Below are 20,017 nucleotides of genomic sequence, written 5' to 3'. Positions count from 1 at the left end.
CCAGATGGCCATGCCGCTCCGCCAGACCATCAAGGTCGCGACGTATCTCATGGAACAGAAACTCCGCAGGCGGGACAAGTTCCCGCTGATCGTCGAGCTGGAACCGCTCTACGCCTGCAATCTCGCGTGCGAGGGCTGCGGCAAGATCCAGCACCCCGCCGGAGTGCTCAAGCAGCGCATGCCGGTGGCGCAGGCCGTGGGCGCGGTGCTCGAATCGGGCGCGCCGATGGTGTCCATCGCCGGTGGCGAACCGTTGATGCACCCTCATATCGACGAGATCGTGCGGCAGTTGGTGGCCAAGAAGAAGTACATCTTCCTGTGCACCAACGCCATGCTGCTGCGCAAGAAGATGGACAAGTTCACGCCCTCGCCGTACTTCGCGTTCGCCGTGCACATCGACGGCCTGCGGGAGCGGCACGACGAGTCCGTCGCCAAGGAAGGGGTGTTCGACGAGGCGGTCGCGGCCATCAAGGAGGCCAAGAAGCGCGGCTTCCGGGTGACCACCAACTCGACCTTCTTCAACACCGACACCCCGCAGACGATCATCGAGGTGCTCAACTACCTCAATGACGACCTGAAGGTGGACGAGATGATGATCTCGCCCGCGTACGCCTACGAGAAGGCGCCCGACCAGGAGCACTTCCTGGGCGTGGAACAGACCCGCGAACTGTTCAAGAAGGCCTTCGCGGGCGGCAACCGCCTGCGCTGGCGGCTCAACCACTCCCCGCTCTTCCTGGACTTCCTGGAGGGCAAGGTCGACTTCCCCTGCACGGCGTGGGCGATCCCCAACTACTCGCTCTTCGGCTGGCAGAAGCCCTGCTACCTGATGAGCGACGGGTACGTCACGACGTACAAGGACCTCATCGAGAAGACCGACTGGGACGCCTACGGCCGCGGCAAGGACCCGCGCTGCGCCAACTGCATGGCGCACTGCGGCTACGAGCCGACGGCGGTCATGGCCACCATGGGCTCCCTCAAGGAGTCCCTGCGGGCCGCCCGCGAGACCGTCTCGGGAAACCGCGGGTGACGTGATGACCGCCATCTCCTTGGGCCTCCCCGAGGTGCCGGTCCGGCCGATCGCGGAGCGCCGTGTCTCGCGGCGGATCCAGGTCGGGCCGGTGGCGGTCGGAGGCGGCGCGCCCGTTTCGGTCCAGTCGATGACGACGACGCGTACGTCGGACATCGGTGCCACGCTCCAGCAGATCGCCGAACTCACCGCGTCCGGCTGCCAGATCGTCCGCGTCGCCTGCCCCACGCAGGACGACGCGGACGCGCTGGCCACCATCGCGAGCAAGTCGCAGATCCCGGTGATCGCGGACATCCACTTCCAGCCGAAGTACGTGTTCGCCGCGATCGAGGCGGGCTGCGCGGCGGTGCGTGTGAACCCCGGGAACATCAAGCAGTTCGACGACAAGGTGAAGGAGATCGCGCGGGCCGCGAAGGACCACGGCACGCCGATCCGGATCGGGGTCAACGCCGGCTCACTGGACCGGCGGCTGCTCCGGAAGTACGGGAAGGCGACCCCGGAGGCGCTCGTCGAGTCGGCGCTGTGGGAGGCGTCGCTCTTCGAGGAGCACGGCTTCCGGGACATCAAGATCTCGGTCAAGCACAACGACCCGGTCGTGATGGTCAACGCCTACCGGCAGCTGGCGGCCCGGTGCGACTATCCGCTGCACCTCGGCGTGACCGAGGCGGGGCCCGCCTTCCAGGGGACCATCAAGTCCGCGGTGGCTTTCGGGGCGCTGCTCAGCCAGGGCATCGGCGACACCATCCGGGTGTCCCTGAGCGCCCCGCCCGCCGAGGAGTGCAAGGTCGGCATCCAGATCCTGGAGTCGCTGGGGCTGCGGCAGCGGCGGCTGGAGATCGTGTCCTGCCCGTCCTGCGGGCGGGCCCAGGTCGACGTGTACAAGCTCGCCGACGAGGTCACGGCCGGTCTGGAGGGCATGGAGGTGCCGCTGCGCGTCGCGGTCATGGGCTGCGTCGTCAACGGGCCGGGAGAGGCGCGGGAGGCGGACCTGGGGGTCGCCTCCGGCAACGGCAAGGGACAGATCTTCGTCAGGGGCGAGGTCATCAGGACCGTACCCGAGTCGAAGATCGTGGAGACCCTCATCGACGAGGCGATGAAGATCGCCGAGCAGATGGAGGCGGACGGCGTCGCGTCGGGCGAGCCGGAGGTCACGGTGCCGGGGCAACCCACCGGCACCACGAGTTGACTGCAGAACGGACCGAGAGGGGGCCGAGCGTGACGATTCTGGAGACCATCCGGGGACCACGAGACCTGAAGGCGCTGTCCGAGGCCGAGATAGGCCAAGTGGCCGAAGAGATCCGGGAGTTCCTGGTCCACGCGGTGGCCAGGACCGGCGGGCATCTGGGACCCAACCTGGGAGTGGTGGAACTGTCCATCGCGCTCCACCGGGTGTTCGAGTCGCCCGTCGACCGCATCCTGTGGGACACCGGCCACCAGAGCTACGTGCACAAGATGCTGACGGGGCGTCAGGACTTCTCGAAGCTGCGCGGCAAGGGAGGCCTCTCCGGCTACCCGTCGCGGGAGGAGTCCGAGCACGACGTCATCGAGAACAGCCACGCGTCCACCGCGCTCGGCTGGGCCGACGGGCTCGCCAAGGCGCGGCAGGTGCAGGGGGAGAAGGGGCACGTCGTCGCGGTCATCGGCGACGGCGCGCTCACCGGCGGCATGGCGTGGGAGGCGCTGAACAACATCGCCGCCGCCAAGGACCGTCCACTGATCATCGTCGTCAACGACAACGAGCGCTCGTACTCGCCGACCATCGGCGGACTCGCCAACCACCTGGCGACCCTGCGCACGACCGACAGCTACGAGAAGGTCCTGGCCTGGGGCAAGGACGTCCTGCTGCGCACCCCCGTCGTCGGCGGCACGCTCTACGAGTCGCTGCACGGCGCCAAGAAGGGGTTCAAGGACGCCTTCGCCCCGCAGGGCATGTTCGAGGACCTGGGGCTGAAGTACGTCGGGCCGATCGACGGCCACGACGTGGGCGCGGTCGAGTCGGCCCTGCGCCGGGCGAAACGCTTCCACGGCCCCGTACTCATCCACTGCCTGACGGAGAAGGGCCGCGGTTACGAGCCCGCGCTCGCGCACGAGGAGGACCGCTTCCACACGGTCGGTGTGATGGACCCGCTCACCTGCGAGCCCCTCGCGCCCTCCAACGGCCCCTCCTGGACCTCGGTGTTCGGCGAGGAGATCGTGCGCATCGGCGAGGAACGCGAGGACGTCGTTGCGATCACGGCGGCCATGCTGCACCCGGTGGGACTCGCGAAGTTCGCCGAGAGGTTCCCCGACCGGGTGTGGGACGTCGGCATCGCCGAGCAGCATGCCGCGGTGTCCGCGGCCGGTCTCGCCACCGGCGGGCTGCACCCGGTCGTCGCCGTGTACGCGACCTTCCTCAACCGCGCCTTCGACCAGCTGCTCATGGATGTCGCCCTGCACCGCTGCGGAGTGACCTTCGTACTGGACCGCGCCGGAATCACGGGAGTTGACGGGGCGTCGCACAACGGCATGTGGGACATGTCCATCCTCCAGGTCGTGCCCGGCCTCCGGATCGCCGCGCCGCGCGACGCCGACCAGCTCCGGGCCCAGCTGCGCGAGGCCGTCGCCGTGGACGACGCCCCCACGCTGATCCGCTTCCCCAAGGAGTCGGTGGGACCCGAGATCCCGGCGGTCGACCGGGTGGGCGGCGTGGACGTACTGCACCGGGGCGAGCGGTCCGACGTGCTGCTCGTCGCCGTCGGCGTGATGGCACCGGTCTGTCTGCACGCCGCCGAGCTGCTGGAGGCCCGCGGTATCGGCTGCACCGTGGTGGACCCGCGCTGGGTCAAGCCCGTCGATCCCGTGCTGCCCGGCCTCGCCGCCGGCCACCGCATGGTCGCGGTCGTCGAGGACAACAGCCGGGCCGCCGGAGTCGGCGCGGCGGTCGCGCTCGCCCTGTCGGACGCCGAAGTCGACGTGCCCGTACGGCGGTTCGGCATCCCCGAGCAGTTCCTCGCGCACGCCAAGCGGGGCGAGGTACTGGCCGACATCGGTCTGACCCCTGTGGAGGTCGCGAGCCGGATCAGCGCGAGCCTGGCCGTCCGGGAGGCCGCGCCGTCCCGGGACACGGCCGGCGGGAAGCGGGCAGCCGGGAAGCGGGGGGTCGCCGGGAAACAGGGTGCCGCCGGCAAGCCGGCCGCGAAGACGCACGCGTCCAAGGAGAAACAGGAATGACGACCAGCAAGTCCCAGGAGTTCGACCTCGGCACTCTCCTCGCCGAGCGCGGAGCCGAGCGCTACGAGTTGCATGCGAAGTACCTGAACCACCAGCTGCCGCGCATGCTGCGCACCATCGGTTTCGACAAGGTCTACGAGCGGGCCGAGGGCGCCCACTTCTGGGACGCGGACGGCAACGAGTACCTGGACATGCTCGCCGGGTTCGGGGTGATGGGCCTCGGCCGCCATCACCCCGTCGTCCGCAAGGCGCTGCACGACGTACTCGACGCAGACCTCGCCGACCTCACCCGCTTCGACTGCCAGCCACTGCCCGGACTGCTGGCGGAGAGGCTGCTCGCGCACAGCCCGCACCTGGACCGGGTGTTCTTCGGCAACAGCGGTACGGAGGCCGTCGAGACCGCGCTGAAGTTCGCCCGGTACGCCACCGGGAAGCCGCGCGTCCTGTACTGCGCGCACGCCTTCCACGGACTGACCACCGGGTCCCTGTCCGTCAACGGCGAGGACGGCTTCCGGGACGGCTTCGCCCCGCTGCTGCCCGACACGGCGGTCCCGCTCGGCGATCTCGACGCACTGGCGGCCGAACTGAAGAAGGGTGACGTCGCCGCGCTGATCGTCGAACCGATCCAGGGCAAGGGCGTGCACGAGTCGCCGCCCGGATATCTGCGCGCCGCCCAGGACCTGCTGCACAAGCACAAGGCGCTGCTCATCGCGGACGAGGTGCAGACCGGGCTCGGCCGGACCGGGGACTTCTACGCCTACCAGCACGAGGACGGGGTCGAGCCGGACCTCGTCTGTGTGGCGAAGGCGCTGTCGGGCGGCTATGTGCCCGTGAGCGCCACTCTCGGCAAGGACTGGATCTTCAAGAAGGTCTACTCGTCCATGGACCGGGTCCTCGTGCACTCCGCGAGCTTCGGATCCAACGCGCAGGCCATGGCGGCCGGTCTCGCCGTGCTGTCGGTCATGGAGAACGAGCAGATCGTGGCGAACGCCCGCGCCACGGGGGAGCGGCTGAAGTCCCGGCTGGCGGCGCTCGTCGACAGGTACGAGCTGTTGAGCGACGTACGCGGCCGGGGGCTGATGATCGGCATCGAGTTCGGGCGGCCCACCTCGCTGAAGCTGCGCAGTCGCTGGACGATGCTGCAGGCCGCGCGCAAGGGGTTGTTCGCGCAGATGGTGGTCGTGCCGCTGTTGCAGCGGCACCGGATTCTCACGCAGGTCTCCGGCGACCATCTGGAGGTGATCAAGCTGATTCCGCCGCTGGTGGTCACGGAGGGGGATGTGGATCGGTTCGTGGACGCGTTCACTGCCGTGATGGATGATGCGCACGGTGGGGGTGGGCTGATGTGGGACTTCGGCAAGACGCTGGTCAAGCAGGCGGTTGCCAACCGGTAGGGCGGGTCGCGTTCCGCCGAACCCGGGCCCTGCCGAACCGGGGTCCCTGGGGGCCGGTGGGGGCCGTTCGCGCAGTTCCCCGCGCCCCTGAGAGACTGCGCCGTTCCCCGCGCCCCTGAGGGCTCGGCTGCGCCATCGCCCCCTCAGGGGCGCGGGGAACGGCGCAGTCTTTTGCCTTGAGGGGCGCGGGGAACGACGCAATCTTTTGTCTTCAGGTGCGCGGGGAATGGCGCGCTGGGCCACGACGGGGCCCGGCTTTTGCCTCTCAGGCAAGTTATTTGTCTCTGAGGCAAGTCTGCGGCTCAATGGACACATGAACCCTGACAAGGGTACGAGACCCGAGCCCGGGCCGGAGGCAGACCCTCGGCTCCCCGCCGTCGCCCCCGCGCTGCGCGCGCTGCGCCGCCGCGCGGCACTGACCCTGGAGTCCGCGGCCGGCGCCGCCGGACTCTCGCCCGCCCATCTCTCCCGGCTGGAGACCGGCCAACGCCAGCCCTCGCTGCCGATGCTGCTCGCGCTGGCCCGGATCTACGGCACCACCGTCTCCGACCTGCTCGGCGAGACGGTCACCGAGCGGGACGCGGTCCTGCGCTCCGCCGACATGGAGCCCACGACGGCCGGCGGCTGGACGTACTGGCAGGCCGGCGCCGCCGGACGCGGTATGCAGTCCCTGCGCGTGCACGTGCCGTACGGCGCGCAGGGTGACATCGTGCGGGTCCACCCCGGCGAGGAGTGGCTGTACGTCCTCCAGAGGCGGCTGCGGCTGCGCCTCGGGGACACCGCCCACGTGCTCGCGCCCGGTGACAGCGCCCACTTCGACTCGCTGACCCCCCACCGGATCGCCGCCGCGGACCGGGACGGGGCCGAGCTCCTGTTCGTACACACCCTGCTGCAGAGTCCGACGGCCGCCCTGTGCCTCGGACCGACGACGATTCCAGGAGAAGGCTCATGAAGGACTTGGAGGAGCGGTTCCCGCGCGCGCTGTGGGTGCGGCTCATCATCTACGTGGCGGTCGGGCACATCTTCGCCGCCTTCATCTACCTGCTGTTCTCGCTCGGGGCCCAGAACCAGTAGCCCGGCGCCCGGACCGGTCAGTCGAGGAACCGCTCCCGCAGCCGCTCCCGTATCTCGGGTGTCACGCCGAGACCCTGCTCCAGATACGCGTCGACCCCACCCCAGGTCTCCTCGATCGTGTCGAACGCCGCCGCCAGGTACTCCGCGCGTGCGTCGAAGAGCGGGCTGAGCAGCTCCATCACCTCGGGGGTGTAGGCCGAGGCGGCGGAGCTGCTGCGGTGGACCTTGTAGCGGCGGTGCGCCGCGTTCGACTCCAGGTAGTCCGCCACGATGGCCTCGCGCTCGACGCCGACCGCGAGAAGCGTGACGGCGACGGAGAGGCCCGCCCGGTCCTTGCCGGCCGCGCAGTGCATCAGGGCCGGGACACTGTCCTCGGCCAGCGCGTGCAGCACCTGACGGTGCTCGGCCGTGCGCTCCTTGACGATCGTGCGGTAGGACCTGATCATGCGGTTCGCCGCCTGGCCGTCCGCGAGCAGCACCCGCAGCTCGTCCAGGTTCCCGTCGCGGACCATCTTCCAGAACTCGGCGCCGTCGGCGGGGTCCGTCAGCGGCAGGTTCACGTTCCGCACGCCGGGCAGCTCGACGTCGGCGCCCTCCAGCTTCTGGTCCGCAGCGTTGCGGAAGTCGAAGATCGTGTGCAGGCCCAGCGAGGCGAGGAACGCGGCGTCCGACGCCGTCGCGTGCGCGAGGTGGCCGCTGCGGAACAGCCGTCCGTACGCCACCCGCCGTCCGTCCACCGTCGGCAGACCGCCCACGTCGCGGAAGTTGCGCACTCCGGCCAGTTCGGGCTCGGTCGACGGGACCTGCTGCGTCACGGGGGCTCCTCCCATCCGCCGCCGACGCGGCTCGTCGGCGAGGTGCGCATCCGACGATACGACATCGGTTCGTGGGCCAATGAGTTGTCCACAGGCGTTGCCGGAAGGGCACGCGGCCCCTGATGATGTTGGTGCTTGAGCGTGCCTGTTCGAATATGTGAGGGCTTGATGGTAGAGATCGGCGCAGACGGCCGTACGTGGCTTCTTTCGGGGGCCACGAGCAGCTACGGCCTGCGGCTCGGTGACGAGGACGAGCTGCTTCATCTGCACTGGGGCGCGAGGATCGCGCTCGCCGACGCCGAGGCGCTCGCCGCGGGCCCCGGCCCCGAGTACTGGGCGTTCGAGGCCACCCTCGACGGCCACGAGGAGTACCCGGTCGAGGGCGGCCCCCGCTTCGTACGGCCCGCGCTGTCCGTGCGCACGCCGGACCGGCGCGGCACCGAATGGCGCTTCGAGACGTACGAGGCCGACGGTGACGAGCTGCGGCTGCGGTTCTCCGACTCCGGGCTCGGCATCACGCTGCACTACCGGATGCGCGCCGGTACCGACGTCGTCGAGCGGTGGGTGACCCTCGCCAACGACGGACCCGCTCTGGAGGTGCTGCGCGCCGACTCCGCGACCTGGACGCTGCCGCGGCGCGACGGCTGGCGGCTGTCCCAGCTGCACGGGCGGTGGGCGGCCGAGTCCCGGCTCGTGCGCTCCGAGCTGACCTACGGCGAGAAGATCATCGGCAGTCGGCGCGGGCACACCGGGCATCAGCACCTGCCGTGGGTGGCCCTGGACGCGGACGGCACGGCGACCGAGGAGCTGGGCGAGGTCTACGGATGCGCGCTCGCCTGGTCGGGGACCTGGCGGATCGCGGTGGCCCAACTGCCGGACGCCCGCGTGCAGATCACCGGCGGGGCCGGGTACGACGACTCCGGTCTGCTGCGCCTGGAACCGGGGGAGACCTTCGTCACTCCCGTCTTCGCGGGACTGTGGAGCGACGGCGGCTTCGGCGGGGCGAGCCGCGCCTGGCACGCGTACCAGCGCGCGTACGTGATCCCGGACGCGGACCAGGACCGGCCCGTGCTCTACAACTCCTGGGAGGCCACGGAGTTCGACATCTCCGAGGAGCAGCAGCGGGCGCTCGCCCGCCGCGCCGCCGAGGCGGGCGTCGAGCTGTTCGTGGTCGACGACGGCTGGTTCGGGGCGCGCACCAGCGACCGGGCGGGACTCGGCGACTGGACGGTCAACCGGGACCGCTTCCCGGGCGGCCTGAAGCCGCTGAGCGACTACGTGCACGGGCTCGGCATGCAGTTCGGCATCTGGGTCGAGCCCGAGATGGTCAACCCGGACAGCGAGCTGTACCGCGCGCACCCGGACTGGGTGCAGTTCCAGCCGGGGCGCAAGCGGACGGAACTGCGCAATCAGCTCGTGCTGAACCTCGCCCGCGAGGACGTCCAGGAATACCTGTGGGAGCAGCTCGACGCGCTCCTCTCCAGCGCGCCGATCGACTACGTGAAGTGGGACTTCAACCGCTGCTTCACCGACGCGGGCTGGCCCGGCGAGGCGTACCCGCAGCGGCTGTGGGTGGACCATGTGCACGCCCTGTACAAGCTGTTGGACCGGTTGCGGGCGGCCCACCCGGCCGTCGCCTTCGAGTCCTGCTCGGGCGGCGGCGGCCGGATCGACCTCGGGATCATGGCCCGTACGGACCAGGTGTGGACCTCGGACAACACGGACCCGCTCGACCGGCTCGCCATCCAGCACGGCTTCAGCCAGGTGCATCCCGCGCGGGCCATGGCCGCCTGGGTCACCGACAGCCCGAACACGCAGCTCAACGGACGCGTCAGCTCGCTGCGCTTCCGGTTCGTGAGCGCGATGGCCGGGGTGCTCGGCGTCGGCGGCGACCTCACCCGCTGGAGCGAGGAGGAGCTGGCCGAGGCGCGGACCTGGGTGGAGCTCTACAAGGAGATCAGGCCCGTCGTGCAGGGCGGTGAGCTCCATCGGCTGCGGGCGCCGGAGGGCGGGCTGAGCGCCGTCCAGTACGTCCGCGACGGCGAGGTCGTCGTCCTCGCCTGGCTCCAGGCCCAGCACTACGGAGAGCCGGTTCCGCCGGTGCGGCTGCGGGGCCTCGACCCGTCGGCGTCGTACGAATGCCTCGAAACGGGCGAAGTGCACCGAGGTGCGGTGCTGCTGCATCACGGGATGCGGACGGGGCTGCGCGGTGACCTCGATGCGGCAGTTATCCGACTGCGTCGCATGTGACTGTTGTGTCCGTAATGGAGCCTTTATTGGAACTCGCTCTGGAATAAAGGCTCCTGGGGCAGTGGTCCGTGAGCAGCGTCATATTCGTGACGGTCCGCTGTCGCCATGCTCACGCAATTCCGCTTTGTTTTCAGGGGTTTAACACCCGGGGGGCAGCGCTTATTCACGCAGGGTGACCGGTATTTCGATCGAGGATCAAGAAAACGGGGCACACAGGAAACCCCCAAGCTTGTTCCCGCGTCTTCATGTCGCTTACGTTCACCTCAAATCCGGACGGACGCCCAATCCTGCCGCCGCCCGGAATCCGCACTCACCCGTACGTGGCAGGAGCGGGGGACCCACAGGTAAGACGCCTGTTCCGGTCTCCGGAACGGCTTGGGGTTAAGTCGTGCGAAAGCACGGCCGGGCATCTCCAGCTCGCACCCGACAGCTCACCTCGCAGGCGCCGGAGAGGAATTCGTCATGCCCGCGAAGGGTAAGCACCGCCGTCCCAAGTCCCAGCGTTTCTCGCGCTCCATGGCCGTCGCCGGAACCGGGGGCGCGGCCCTCGCCATCCCGCTGCTCGGCGCGGCCGGAGCGCACGCCGCGACTCCGCAGTCCGCCGCCGATTCCGTGTCGAGCGCCTCGAACGTCGCGAGCAAGAGCGCGGCGTCCGCCCCGGTCGCCGAGAAGAAGGCCGAGGCGAAGAAGGTCACGACCAAGACCTACGCCGTGCGTTCGGGCGACTCCCTCTCGAAGATCGCCGACACGCAGGACGTCAGCGGCGGCTGGAAGAAGCTGTACTCGGACAACCGCAAGTCCATCGGCGGCGACCCGGCGCTCATCCACCCGGGCCTGAAACTCACGATCGGCGGCAAGGCCGCCGCGGCCCCGAGCTCCGACTCCGGTGCCTCCAAGGCGGACAGGTCCTCCGCCGCGAAGTCGTCCGCCAAGAAGACGACCACGGCGTCCAAGGCGGCGGCCACCGCGACCGGCTTCTCACTGCCGGTCGGGAGCGCCACCATCGGCACCCCGTACAAGATGTCGGGCAGCATGTGGTCGAGCGGCTACCACACCGGTGTCGACTTCGCCGTGCCCACCGGCACCGCGCTCAAGTCCGTCGGCGCGGGCACCGTCGTCTCCGCCGGATGGGGCGGCGCGTACGGCAACCAGGTCGTCATCCGGCTCGCCGACGGCCACTACGCCCAGTACGCCCACCTGTCCTCCCTCTCCGTCTCGGCCGGCCAGAGCGTGACCGGCGGACAGCAGGTCGGTCTCTCCGGCGCGACGGGCAACGTCACCGGCCCGCACCTGCACTTCGAGATCCGCACCACCCCGGACTACGGCTCGGACGTGGACCCGCTGGCGTACCTGCGCGCCAAGGGCGTCTCCATCTGATCCAACTGTGCCGTCCGGCGCCGCGCCCGCATTCCGCGGGCCGTACGCCCGGCTCGTCTCCGAAGGCCGGACCCTGTGATCCCCGGGGTCCGGCCTTCGGCATGTCCGGGTGCCCCACCCTGCGTTACCCGCCCCGCGCAACCCGCCGTCGGGCGGAACGTGTTCGGCGTATTGCGGTCTCGTGGCGTGGCCCGGGGAAGCGTCGACAGGGGTGCGGGAGGGCGGCACAGTGATCCCCACAAGCGCTTTCTGCGACCTTGGCCGGTCCCGGGAGTCCGGCGCCCACGTACACGGACCACCACCTCGGCTTCGAGACCAGGCGGGTGCCGAAGCCGTCGATCACGACCGCCCGTTCCGCGTCTCCCAGCGCCACGACCTTCGAAGGAACCGCATCATGACGACCACACGCAGGGCGTTCGGAGCCCTGGCCGCGGGTGCCGGCCTCGCCGCGCTCGTCCCCGGACAGCAGGCGGGCGCGACGGCCCGCCACGGCGGGGGCCGCGTCGTCGCCCGCGACGACTTCCGGCACGGCCTCGGCCGGTGGGTGACCGAGCTGCAGGACGGCGGCAGCGTCACCGCCTCCCGGGGTGTCCTGGACATCGACGTGCCCAGCGGCGCGACGGTCTGGTTCAAGCGCGCGCTCCGCGGGCCGTACGTCATCGAGTACACCGCCACACCGATCTCCGCGGGCGGCGCCAACGACCGCGTCTCCGACCTCAACAACTTCTGGAACGCCACCGACGCCCGCTCACCCGACGACCTCTTCGCCACGCCCCGCGGCGGCGCGCTCGCCGAGTACGACCACCTCAGGACGTACTACGTCGGATACGGCGCGAACACCAACACCACGACCAGGCTGCGCCGCTATGTCGGCGAGGCGGGCGTACGGCCGCTGATCTTCGACTACACCGAACCCCTGCTCACGGCCAACCGCCCCAACCGGGTCCGGATCGTCTCGAACGGCTCGACCGTCCGGTGGTGGAACAACGGGCGGCTGGTCTTCGACTACACCGACCCGGAGCCGTACACACGGGGGCACTTCGCCTTCCGGACCACCTGGAGCCACTTCGCGATTCAGGACTTCCAGGTCCGGGAGCTGCGGCGACGTCACTGAACGCGCCCCTTATTCCGGGATTGACCAACACTTGACGCGTGGCTTATCTCACCGCGCGTCAACCCCTTCCTACGGTCGCGTAGCTCACACCTCAAGGTGAATCATGGGTCGACGTGGCAGACGATTCGAAAGACGACAACAGATCACTGATCGGGTCGTACGTGGCGGTGGGGGACAGCTTCACCGAGGGCGTCGGCGACCCTGGCCCGGACGGGGCATACGTAGGCTGGGCCGACCGGTTCGCGGTACTTCTCGCGGACCGGCGGCCCGAGGGCGACTTCGAGTACACCAACCTCGCGGTGCGCGGGAAACTGCTCGACCAGATCGTCGAGCGCCAGTTGACGCGGGCCAGGGAGCTCGCGCCCGACCTGGTCTCCTTCTGTGCGGGCGGCAACGACATCATCCGGCCGGGCACCGACCCCGACGAGGTCGCGGAACGCTACGAGCGTGCCGTCGCCGACCTCACCTCGGCCGTCGGCACGGTCCTCGTGACCACCGGCTTCGACACCCGTGACGTACCCGTGCTCAGGCACATGCGCGGCAAGATCGCCACGTACAACCTGCATCTGCGGGCCATCGCCGACCGGTACAACTGTCCGGTGCTCGACCTGTGGTCCCTCAAGACCATCCAGGACCGGCGGGCCTGGGACGGCGACCGGCTCCACCTGTCGCCCGAGGGGCACACCCGGGTCGCCCTGCGCGCCGGGCAGGTCCTCGGTCTTGAGGTGCCCGCGGACCCGGACCAGCCGTGGCCCCCGCTGCCGCCGCGCGGCACGCTGGAGATGCGGCGCGACAACATCCACTGGGCGCGCGAGTACCTGGTGCCGTGGATCGGCCGGCGGCTGCGCGGGGAGTCCTCGGGCGACCGCGTGGAGGCGAAGGGGAGCCTGTCCCTGGACGACCTCAAGACGTGGATCGACGCCGTGGCCTGAACGGTCGAGGGTCCGAGCGGCTGACGGGCCGAGAGGCTGAGGGTCCGAAGGGAAGCGGGGCTGGACGCCGGGGGGATGGTTGCCTCAGGCGTCTGGATTCTGGGGCTCGACCGACGTCCGGGGCTCGACGCGGTCGAGCCCCAGTTCCCGGGCCAAGGCCTCGTCCACCCACCGCTGGGTGCGGGCGCGCGACACCGCGCCCGGGTACGCCGTCATCTGCACGGCAAGCCCGTCCAGCAGGGCGGTGAGGCGCAGCGCCGTGGCCGTCGGGTCGGGGCACCGGAACTCGCCCGCGGCCACGCCCTCGGCGATGACCTCGGTGAGCGCGGCCTTCCACTGCCGGTCCAGGTCACGGGTGACGTCCCGCAGGGCGGGCTCGCGCAGCGCCACCGCCCAGCCCTCGATCCACAGCCGCCAGCCCTTGGCCTGCCCGGTCGGCGCGTACCACCTCACGGCGGCCCGCAGCCGGCGCAGCGCCGTCGTCCGGCGGCCGAGCAGCTTGCGCAGATGGGCGAGGTCGTCCCCGGCCGCGTACGTGAACGCGGCGGCGACCAGTTTCTCCTTCGTGGAGAAGTGATAGAGCACCAGGGCGTTGCTCACCCCGAGCGCGTTCGCCACATCGGCGATCCGTACCGCGGACACACCGCGTTCCTCGATCTGATGGATGGCGGCCAGCAGTAATTCCTGGCGCCGCTCCGTCACACTCAACCGCACTCTCGCCACCGGGCAACCCTATTGCCTGGCCGGGGACGACGCGGTCGGAGGGTCGGATACCGGCCGTGCGGGCCGCCACCGGCGCGGCCCTGCCGGAACCGTCACCGGTCCGGTCGTGCGGACACCTCCGCCGGCGCGGCCGTGCGGGCACCCCGAACGGCGCGGCCTTGCCGGGCCCGTCGCAGGTCCGGCCGCGCCAGGACCGTCACCGGTACCAGCCGAACCGCTCCGCGATCGCCGGCAGCCGTTCCGCGACGATGGCGTGCGCGGCCGCCCGCGGCGTCGACCCGTCGGCCTCCGCCCGGGCGAGCGTCCGGTCCATCAGGGCGCGCATCGAGCGCCGCGTGTACGCGAACGCCTCGTCCGGGTCGGCCCCGATGTCACCGAACAGCGTCCACCACCACCAGGCGTTGGTCCCGGAGTTGACCACGACGTCCGGCAGGACGGTGACCCCGCGCGCGGCGAGCAGTTCCTCCGCCTCCGGCACGACGGGCATGTTGGCCGCCTCCACGATCCAGCGGGCGGTGATCCGCTCCTGGTTGAAGGTGTCGATGGCGTACGAGACCGCGGCCGGCACCAGCACGTCGGCCCCGGCGGACAGCCAGGCGTCACCGGGCAGTTCGCGGTCGCCGGGGCGCAGCACCGAGCGGTCGACCGTGCCGTACGTGTCGCGCGCGGCGAGCAGCGCGTCGACGTCCAGCCCCTCGGGATTCGCGATCGTGCCCTTCACGTCGGCGACCGCCACGACGCTCAGCCCCGCGCGCGTGAGGAACCGCGCCGTGGCCCCGCCCATGGTGCCAAGACCCTGTACGGCGACCCGGGTCCCGCCGTACGCCGCCCCGGCCCGGTCGAGCGTCGCCAGCACCGACTCGGCCACCCCGCAGCCGCCGACCAGCTCGTCCAGACCGATGCCGTCCACCTCGACCGCGAACGCGTCCGCCAGCCGCCGACGCGCCGACGCCTCGTCGTCGAGCAGCGGATACACCGCCTGGATCGACGACACGAGGCCCGCCTCCGCCGCGGCCCGGTCGACGAGGTCCTGGGTCAGACCGAGGTCCTCCCCGGTGGTCCAGTGGCTCTCGATGTACGGGCGCATGGCCCGTAGATAGCGCACGAGCAGGCCGTACGCCTCCGGGTCCCGGGGGTCGCAGTCGATGCCGCCCTTGGCGCCGCCCAGCGGGACGTAACGGCCCTCCGGGTTGTAGTGCAGCGCCTCCTTCATGGTCATTCCCCGGGCCAGCCCCGCGACCTCGTCCAGCGTGCACCCCGCCCGCATCCGCAGCCCGCCGCTGGAGACGCCGCGCACCAGACGGTCCACGACCAGATGGCCCTGACGGCCGGTGACGTGGTCGGTCCAGGTGAGCGTCATCAGGGGGGCGCTGTCCGGGTCGTTCACAGGGGGCTCCTCGGGAACAGGGATCGGCTTCGGAACGTTTCACCGGCTGGGAGCCGGGCGCACAGTGCGTCCCGGTGCCGGTCCCGCACCCTCGCTACTGAATGATCGGTCAGTATCGAAACTGCGGGGCGAATCTGTCAACGCGGCTGGACGGACCTTGGGTGAGGGCGACGTCGTACGAGGTGGGACCTTGCCGTGCTCGGCACGGACACCGCCCTGTCACGCGCCCGACCCGGCGCTGTCAGAGGCGGCGACCATAATGGAAATTCAGACCGACCCACCTGGAGGTGCCGTGACCGGCTCCCGTTCCCTGAGTTCCGGGCTCCGTGCTCTGCGCCCCGCCGCGTTCGGCGCGGATCCGAGTGGCGAGCGCATGGCACGCATCCGCAGATCTCCGAACTACGCGGACGGTGTCTTCCGCAACCCCGAGGGCGCCCCCCGCCCGGACGGAGCCATGCTCGAATTCGCGCGCAGCTTCTTCCGTAAGGAGGAGCGTGCCCGCGCGGCTCCGGCGGGCGTCGTTCCCGTGCACGCCACCACCCTCGCCGACCTCGCGGCGCCCCCGGCCTCGGGGCTGCGGCTCACGTGGATGGGCCACTCCAGCGTCCTCGCCGAGATCGACGGACACCGGGTGCTCTTCGACCCCGTCTGGGGCGAGAGGTGCTCGCCGTTCGCCTTCGCCGGACCCAAGCGGCTGCATCCGGTGCCCGTGCCGCTGGCGACGCTCGGCCCGGTCGACGTGGTGGTCATCTCGCACGACCACTACGACCACCTCGACCTGCCCACGATCAAGGCTCTGGCGGGCACGGACACGCTGTTCGCGGTGCCCCTCGGCGTCGGCGCCCACCTGGAGCACTGGGGCGTCCCGGCGGACCGGCTGCGCGAGCTGGACTGGCACGAGACGACGAAGGTCGGGGGCATCTCCCTGACCGCCACACCCGCCCGGCACTTCTGCGGCCGCGGTCTGCGCAACACGCAGCACACCCTCTGGGCGTCCTGGGTGGTGGCGGGCGACGAGCACCGGATCTACCACAGCGGGGACACCGGCTACTTCACCGGTTTCAAGGACATCGGCGCCGAGTACGGCCCCTTCGACGCGACGATGATCCAGATCGGCGCCTACAGCGAGTTCTGGCCCGACATCCACATGACGCCGGAGGAGGGCATGCGCGCCCACCTCGACCTCCAGGGCGGCAAGCCCACCGGCGTGATGATGCCGATCCACTGGGCCACGTTCAATCTCGCGACCCACCCGTGGGCCGAGCCGGGCGAGGGCACCGTCACCGCCGCCCGCGCGCTCGGCGCCCGGATCGCGCTGCCCCGGCCCGGTGAGCCGTTCGAACCCACGGCCGAGACCGTTCCCTCCGAGCCCTGGTGGCGGGGTGTGGCCATGGAGCCGAAGGGCGGCTGGCCCGCCGTCGAGGGGACGGCCGACGAGAAGACGGCCGGTGAGGGATCAGCCGCGGCGGAAACGGTCCGTGACACTCCGCGTGACAAGGCGGAGGGCGCCGGAGACCCGGAATCGGTGCCGACCGGATGACCTGAAGGTGCCCGAAGGCGGTCGGCGAGGGCCGAGGAGCGAACTGCTCCTCGGCCCTCGCCGTTTTTCGCTGACCACTTCTGACCAGGTCTGATCGATTCGGTGGAGCGCGGCAGCCTGTGCTCGAGGGGTTTATCGGTCTGTCGTACGAGCGCTCATACCAGAGCGGGACCTCAGCCGTCGGACTTTGTCAACTGCCCACCGCACATGATGCGGTGGCGACTACTGTGAGTGGCCGCTGAGCGACGCAGGGCCGAATTCGTCGGCTCTCTCGACCGGCGCAGCGATGGCGTACGCCCCGTTCGGCGCACGCCGTGGTCGCAGACCGGGGGATCCCCACAGCCCCGACATACCAGTCCGAGGACGTCGATGTCTCACCTTCGCGCACCGGCCGCACGCGCAGACCGCCGCGAGGGCGGACGGCACGGGCGACCGGTCGCCCGCACCACCCCCACGCTGCCCGAGACCCACATACGGCCCCAGCTGATCCGCCTCGCCGTCCTGCCACCCATCGCGGTGGCGCTCAGCGCGAGTGCCGCCGTGCTCTTCACCGTCCGCACGACCGCCGCACGTCCCGACCTCACCCTGTGGATCGTGCTCTCCGGAGCCCTCGCGGTCGCCGTCGCCGGCATCGTGATCGCCGCCGTGGCCGCCGAGCGGGCCGCCCGGTCCGTGCACGACCGCGTCGGATCGCTGCGCCGCACCACTGCCCGGGGACAGGCCGATCTGGTCACCCTCGTCGAGACGCTGCGCCGCGGCGACGGGCCGCCCGTCCGCCGGCCGCGCAGCCGGCCCGCCCCGGACGCCGACGACTTCGACCTGCTCGCCGAGGACCTGGCGTCCGCCCACGACGGCGCGGTCGGCGCGGTCGTCCAGGCCTCCCAGCTCTCCAGCCACGCGGGCAGCGAGCAGAAGGTCGAGGTCTTCGTCAATCTGGCCCGGCGGCTCCAGTCCCTCGTGCACCGCGAGATCTCGATCCTCGACGAGCTGGAGAACGAGATCGAGGACCCCGACCTTCTCAAGGGCCTCTTCCACGTCGACCACCTCGCCACCCGTATCCGCCGCCATGCCGAGAACCTCGCGGTGCTCGGCGGCGCCGTCTCGCGCCGCCAGTGGAGCAATCCGGTCTCCATGACCGAGGTGCTGCGCTCCGCGACCGCGGAGGTCGAGCAGTACTCCCGGGTCAAGCTCGTACCGCCCATCGACGGCACCGTGCGCGGGCACGCCGTGGCCGACGTGATCCATCTGCTGGCCGAACTCGTCGAGAACGCCACGGTGTTCTCGGCGCCGCACACCCAGGTGCTGCTGCGGGCCAACGTGGTGACGTCGGGGCTCGCCGTCGAGGTCGAGGACCGCGGTCTCGGCATGCCGCTGGCCGAGCAGCACAAGATGAACGCGCTGCTCGCCGACCCGGACCAGGTGAACGTGGCGAGCCTGCTGGCGGACGGCCGGATCGGGCTGTTCGTGGTCTCCCAGCTCGCGCGCCGGCACGGGATCGCCGTCCGGCTGCAGACCAACATCTACGGCGGCGTGCAGGCCGTACTGGTCGTGCCGCAGGCGTTGCTGGGGGCCGAGGAGGGGCCGCAGGCCGGGGCGAACGGTTCCCCGGTACGCGGTGCCATGGCGCTCGGTGCTCCGCCCGGCACCGGGGCCCCGGTCCAGGGCACGCCCGCACACGGGACGCCCGCACACGGGACGCCTGCCCAGGGGGTGGCCGGGCCCGGGGGAGCCGCACGCGGGGGGCCTGGGCCTGGGTACGGGACTCCGGCTCATGGGACTTCGACACATGGAACTTCGGCTCATGGGACTCCGGTTCCGGGGGCTGCGCTTCAAGGGGCTCCGGCTCATCCGGTTTCGGCCCGCGGGACGGCTCCGGCGCGTGGGACCTCCGCTCACGGGAGTCCTGGCCCTCATGGCGTGTCGGCACAGGGAACGTATGCGCAGGGCATGCGCGGCCACGGCGTGGCGGGTCAGGACACGTCGGCGCATGGCACCCCGGCACACGGGGCCCCGGGACATGGAGCCTCGGCGCAGGGCATTCCGGCGCACATGAACTGGGCCGCCGTGGACCCGCAGCCGGACGGTACGGGTACGCCGGTCGGGCTGACGGTCGTCAACGGCGGTGGCGGCGACCCCGCCCCGCTCCCGGTGCGCGGCGCCGAGACGAGGGCCAACCCCTCGGAGGCCGTCCCCGGAATCCGCCCCGACGACAGGCGGGCCGTCGCCGAGAACATGGCCGCGCCGCCCACCCCGCGCAACGGCGCGGTGCGCGGCAGCATGACCCGGCCCCAACTGCCCAGGCGGCGGGCCCAGGAGCACATCGTGCCCGAACTGCGCGGCGGGCCCGCGCCCCGGCCCGAGTCCGAGTTCCACGTGGAGCACGATCCGAATCTGATGGCGGCGTTCCAGCGTGGCATCGGACTCGCCGAGGCCCAGTGCAGGGAGTCGGACCCCATGAGCCCGGCGCCCCGTATGGAGCCGACGCCCATGGAACCCGCCCCTGCCGAGGGCGCTCACCCGGCGCCCGACCACCTGGACGGATCCCTCTTCGGCGACACGCACACAGCGCATCCCATGCGTGAACGACCCGAACCGGCAGGGGTGCCAGAGGCGGCAGAGGCGTCCGCCCGGCACGACGGGAGCACACCGGCCGGATGAACCACGCCACCCCCGCCCACACTTCCGCCACCCACACTTCCGCTCCCGAAGACCTTCGTATTTCAAGGAGTCGATCCCCCATGGTGAGCGATGCGCCGACCGGCCACGCATCCGATCTCGACTGGCTGATGAGCGGCCTGGTGCAACGCGTGCCGCACACCAGAAGCGCCGTGCTGCTCTCCTGCGACGGCCTCGTGAAGTCGGTGCACGGGCTCGATCCCGACAGCGCCGACCACATGGCCGCCCTGGCGTCCGGGCTGTACTCCCTGGGGCGCAGCGCGGGCGTCCGTTTCGGCGACGGCGGCGATGTGCGGCAGGTCGTCGTCGAACTGGACTCCACCCTGCTGTTCGTGTCCACCGCGGGCTCCGGCACCTGTCTGGCCGTGCTCGCCGGGCGCGACGCGGACGCGGCCGTGCTCGGCTACGAGATGGCGATGCTGGTCAAGAGCGTCCGCCCGTACCTGATGACCGCGCCGAGGCAGCACAGCGTCGAACCGTCGGCGATGAGGCCTTGAA

The 20,017-nt window shown here is 70.9% G+C and carries 16 protein-coding genes and 1 riboswitch; of the genes, 13 read left to right on the top strand and 3 right to left on the bottom strand.

Annotation, left to right across the window (positions count from 1 at the left end; genetic code table 11):
• Positions 1-4: 4 nt before the first annotated feature.
• The 6 genes from hpnH (at position 5) to OHS59_RS08435 (ending at position 6,705) form a co-directional block, all read left to right on the top strand.
• Positions 5-1,027: an adenosyl-hopene transferase HpnH gene (gene hpnH / locus OHS59_RS08460; RefSeq protein ID WP_328492756.1), complete on the top strand. Its 1,023-nt coding sequence runs from the start codon at positions 5-7 to the stop codon at positions 1,025-1,027.
• Between the two features lie 4 nt (positions 1,028-1,031).
• Positions 1,032-2,213: a flavodoxin-dependent (E)-4-hydroxy-3-methylbut-2-enyl-diphosphate synthase gene (gene ispG / locus OHS59_RS08455; RefSeq protein WP_328492755.1), complete on the top strand. Its 1,182-nt coding sequence runs from the start codon at positions 1,032-1,034 to the stop codon at positions 2,211-2,213.
• Between the two features lie 29 nt (positions 2,214-2,242).
• A complete protein-coding gene (gene dxs, locus OHS59_RS08450; RefSeq protein WP_328492754.1) occupies positions 2,243-4,237 on the top strand; it encodes a 1-deoxy-D-xylulose-5-phosphate synthase in 1,995 nt (664 codons plus the stop codon).
• The gene (locus OHS59_RS08445; RefSeq protein WP_328492753.1) at positions 4,234-5,631 is read left to right on the top strand and encodes an aspartate aminotransferase family protein; all 1,398 of its coding nucleotides are present in this window, start codon (positions 4,234-4,236) and stop codon (positions 5,629-5,631) included. The genes dxs and OHS59_RS08445 overlap by 4 nt, the downstream gene beginning before the upstream one ends.
• A 313-nt stretch (positions 5,632-5,944) precedes the next feature.
• Positions 5,945-6,583, top strand: a complete 639-nt coding sequence (locus tag OHS59_RS08440) for a helix-turn-helix domain-containing protein (RefSeq protein ID WP_328492752.1) — start codon at positions 5,945-5,947, stop codon at positions 6,581-6,583.
• Positions 6,580-6,705: a DUF6126 family protein gene (locus tag OHS59_RS08435; protein ID WP_328492751.1), complete on the top strand. Its 126-nt coding sequence runs from the start codon at positions 6,580-6,582 to the stop codon at positions 6,703-6,705. The genes OHS59_RS08440 and OHS59_RS08435 overlap by 4 nt, the downstream gene beginning before the upstream one ends.
• 17 nt (positions 6,706-6,722) lie before the next feature.
• On the opposite strand, the gene OHS59_RS08430 is transcribed toward OHS59_RS08435, so the two are convergent.
• Complete coding sequence (locus tag OHS59_RS08430; RefSeq protein WP_328492750.1) at positions 6,723-7,520, bottom strand: tyrosine-protein phosphatase; 798 nt, start codon at positions 7,518-7,520, stop codon at positions 6,723-6,725.
• A gap of 168 nt (positions 7,521-7,688) precedes the next feature.
• Here OHS59_RS08430 and OHS59_RS08425 point away from each other — a divergent pair, with 168 nt between their 5' ends.
• The 4 genes from OHS59_RS08425 (at position 7,689) to OHS59_RS08410 (ending at position 13,193) form a co-directional block, all read left to right on the top strand.
• Positions 7,689-9,770 carry an alpha-galactosidase gene (locus tag OHS59_RS08425; protein ID WP_328499123.1) on the top strand — a complete coding sequence of 694 codons (2,082 nt, stop codon included), beginning with the start codon at positions 7,689-7,691 and terminating at the stop codon, positions 9,768-9,770.
• Positions 9,771-10,054: 284 nt separating this feature from the next.
• A riboswitch (cyclic di-AMP (ydaO/yuaA leader) is annotated at positions 10,055-10,230 on the top strand.
• A 2-nt stretch (positions 10,231-10,232) separates the two neighbouring features.
• Positions 10,233-11,147 carry a M23 family metallopeptidase gene (locus tag OHS59_RS08420; protein WP_328492749.1) on the top strand — a complete coding sequence of 305 codons (915 nt, stop codon included), beginning with the start codon at positions 10,233-10,235 and terminating at the stop codon, positions 11,145-11,147.
• A 394-nt stretch (positions 11,148-11,541) separates the two neighbouring features.
• Positions 11,542-12,261, top strand: coding sequence for a DUF6250 domain-containing protein (locus OHS59_RS08415; RefSeq protein ID WP_328492748.1), 720 nt, complete (start codon positions 11,542-11,544; stop codon positions 12,259-12,261).
• Positions 12,262-12,407: 146 nt separating this feature from the next.
• Entirely contained in the window at positions 12,408-13,193 is a 786-nt protein-coding gene (locus tag OHS59_RS08410) for an SGNH/GDSL hydrolase family protein (protein ID WP_328499122.1), read from the top strand.
• An 84-nt stretch (positions 13,194-13,277) separates the two neighbouring features.
• Here OHS59_RS08410 and OHS59_RS08405 read toward each other — a convergent pair whose 3' ends face one another.
• Both OHS59_RS08405 and OHS59_RS08400 read right to left on the bottom strand, forming a co-directional pair.
• The gene (locus tag OHS59_RS08405; protein WP_328492747.1) at positions 13,278-13,916 is read right to left on the bottom strand and encodes a TetR/AcrR family transcriptional regulator; all 639 of its coding nucleotides are present in this window, start codon (positions 13,914-13,916) and stop codon (positions 13,278-13,280) included.
• A gap of 196 nt (positions 13,917-14,112) precedes the next feature.
• On the bottom strand, positions 14,113-15,276 hold the full coding sequence (locus tag OHS59_RS08400) for a glutamate dehydrogenase (protein ID WP_328499121.1): 1,164 nt from the start codon (positions 15,274-15,276) through the stop codon (positions 14,113-14,115).
• Between the two features lie 319 nt (positions 15,277-15,595).
• Here OHS59_RS08400 and OHS59_RS08395 point away from each other — a divergent pair, with 319 nt between their 5' ends.
• The 3 genes from OHS59_RS08395 to OHS59_RS08385 all read left to right on the top strand — a co-directional run bounded on the left by OHS59_RS08395 (position 15,596) and on the right by OHS59_RS08385 (position 20,016).
• Positions 15,596-16,843, top strand: a complete 1,248-nt coding sequence (locus OHS59_RS08395) for an MBL fold metallo-hydrolase (protein ID WP_328492746.1) — start codon at positions 15,596-15,598, stop codon at positions 16,841-16,843.
• Positions 16,844-17,212: 369 nt separating this feature from the next.
• On the top strand, positions 17,213-19,501 hold the full coding sequence (locus OHS59_RS08390) for an ATP-binding protein (protein WP_328492745.1): 2,289 nt from the start codon (positions 17,213-17,215) through the stop codon (positions 19,499-19,501).
• 80 nt (positions 19,502-19,581) lie between these two features.
• Positions 19,582-20,016, top strand: coding sequence for a roadblock/LC7 domain-containing protein (locus tag OHS59_RS08385; RefSeq protein WP_328492744.1), 435 nt, complete (start codon positions 19,582-19,584; stop codon positions 20,014-20,016).
• Position 20,017: the final 1 nt, after the last annotated feature.

This window comes from Streptomyces sp. NBC_00414 (assembly GCF_036038375.1).
In the GTDB taxonomy this organism is placed as follows: domain Bacteria; phylum Actinomycetota; class Actinomycetes; order Streptomycetales; family Streptomycetaceae; genus Streptomyces.
This window is presented reverse-complemented; position numbering and strand designations above follow the sequence as displayed.

What these genes read in the sequence shown, in the direction of transcription:
- hpnH (WP_328492756.1), top strand. Translation starts at nt 5, where the DNA reads ATGGCCATGCCGCTCCGCCAGACCATCAAGGTCGCGACGTATCTCATG.
- ispG (WP_328492755.1), top strand. Translation starts at nt 1,032, where the DNA reads ATGACCGCCATCTCCTTGGGCCTCCCCGAGGTGCCGGTCCGGCCGATC.
- OHS59_RS08445 (WP_328492753.1), top strand. Translation starts at nt 4,234, where the DNA reads ATGACGACCAGCAAGTCCCAGGAGTTCGACCTCGGCACTCTCCTCGCC.
- OHS59_RS08440 (WP_328492752.1), top strand. Translation starts at nt 5,945, where the DNA reads ATGAACCCTGACAAGGGTACGAGACCCGAGCCCGGGCCGGAGGCAGAC.
- OHS59_RS08435 (WP_328492751.1), top strand. Translation starts at nt 6,580, where the DNA reads ATGAAGGACTTGGAGGAGCGGTTCCCGCGCGCGCTGTGGGTGCGGCTC.
- OHS59_RS08425 (WP_328499123.1), top strand. Translation starts at nt 7,689, where the DNA reads ATGGTAGAGATCGGCGCAGACGGCCGTACGTGGCTTCTTTCGGGGGCC.
- OHS59_RS08420 (WP_328492749.1), top strand. Translation starts at nt 10,233, where the DNA reads ATGCCCGCGAAGGGTAAGCACCGCCGTCCCAAGTCCCAGCGTTTCTCG.
- OHS59_RS08415 (WP_328492748.1), top strand. Translation starts at nt 11,542, where the DNA reads ATGACGACCACACGCAGGGCGTTCGGAGCCCTGGCCGCGGGTGCCGGC.
- OHS59_RS08400 (WP_328499121.1), bottom strand. Translation starts at nt 15,276, where the DNA reads ATGACGCTCACCTGGACCGACCACGTCACCGGCCGTCAGGGCCATCTG.
- OHS59_RS08390 (WP_328492745.1), top strand. Translation starts at nt 17,213, where the DNA reads ATGTCTCACCTTCGCGCACCGGCCGCACGCGCAGACCGCCGCGAGGGC.
- OHS59_RS08385 (WP_328492744.1), top strand. Translation starts at nt 19,582, where the DNA reads ATGGTGAGCGATGCGCCGACCGGCCACGCATCCGATCTCGACTGGCTG.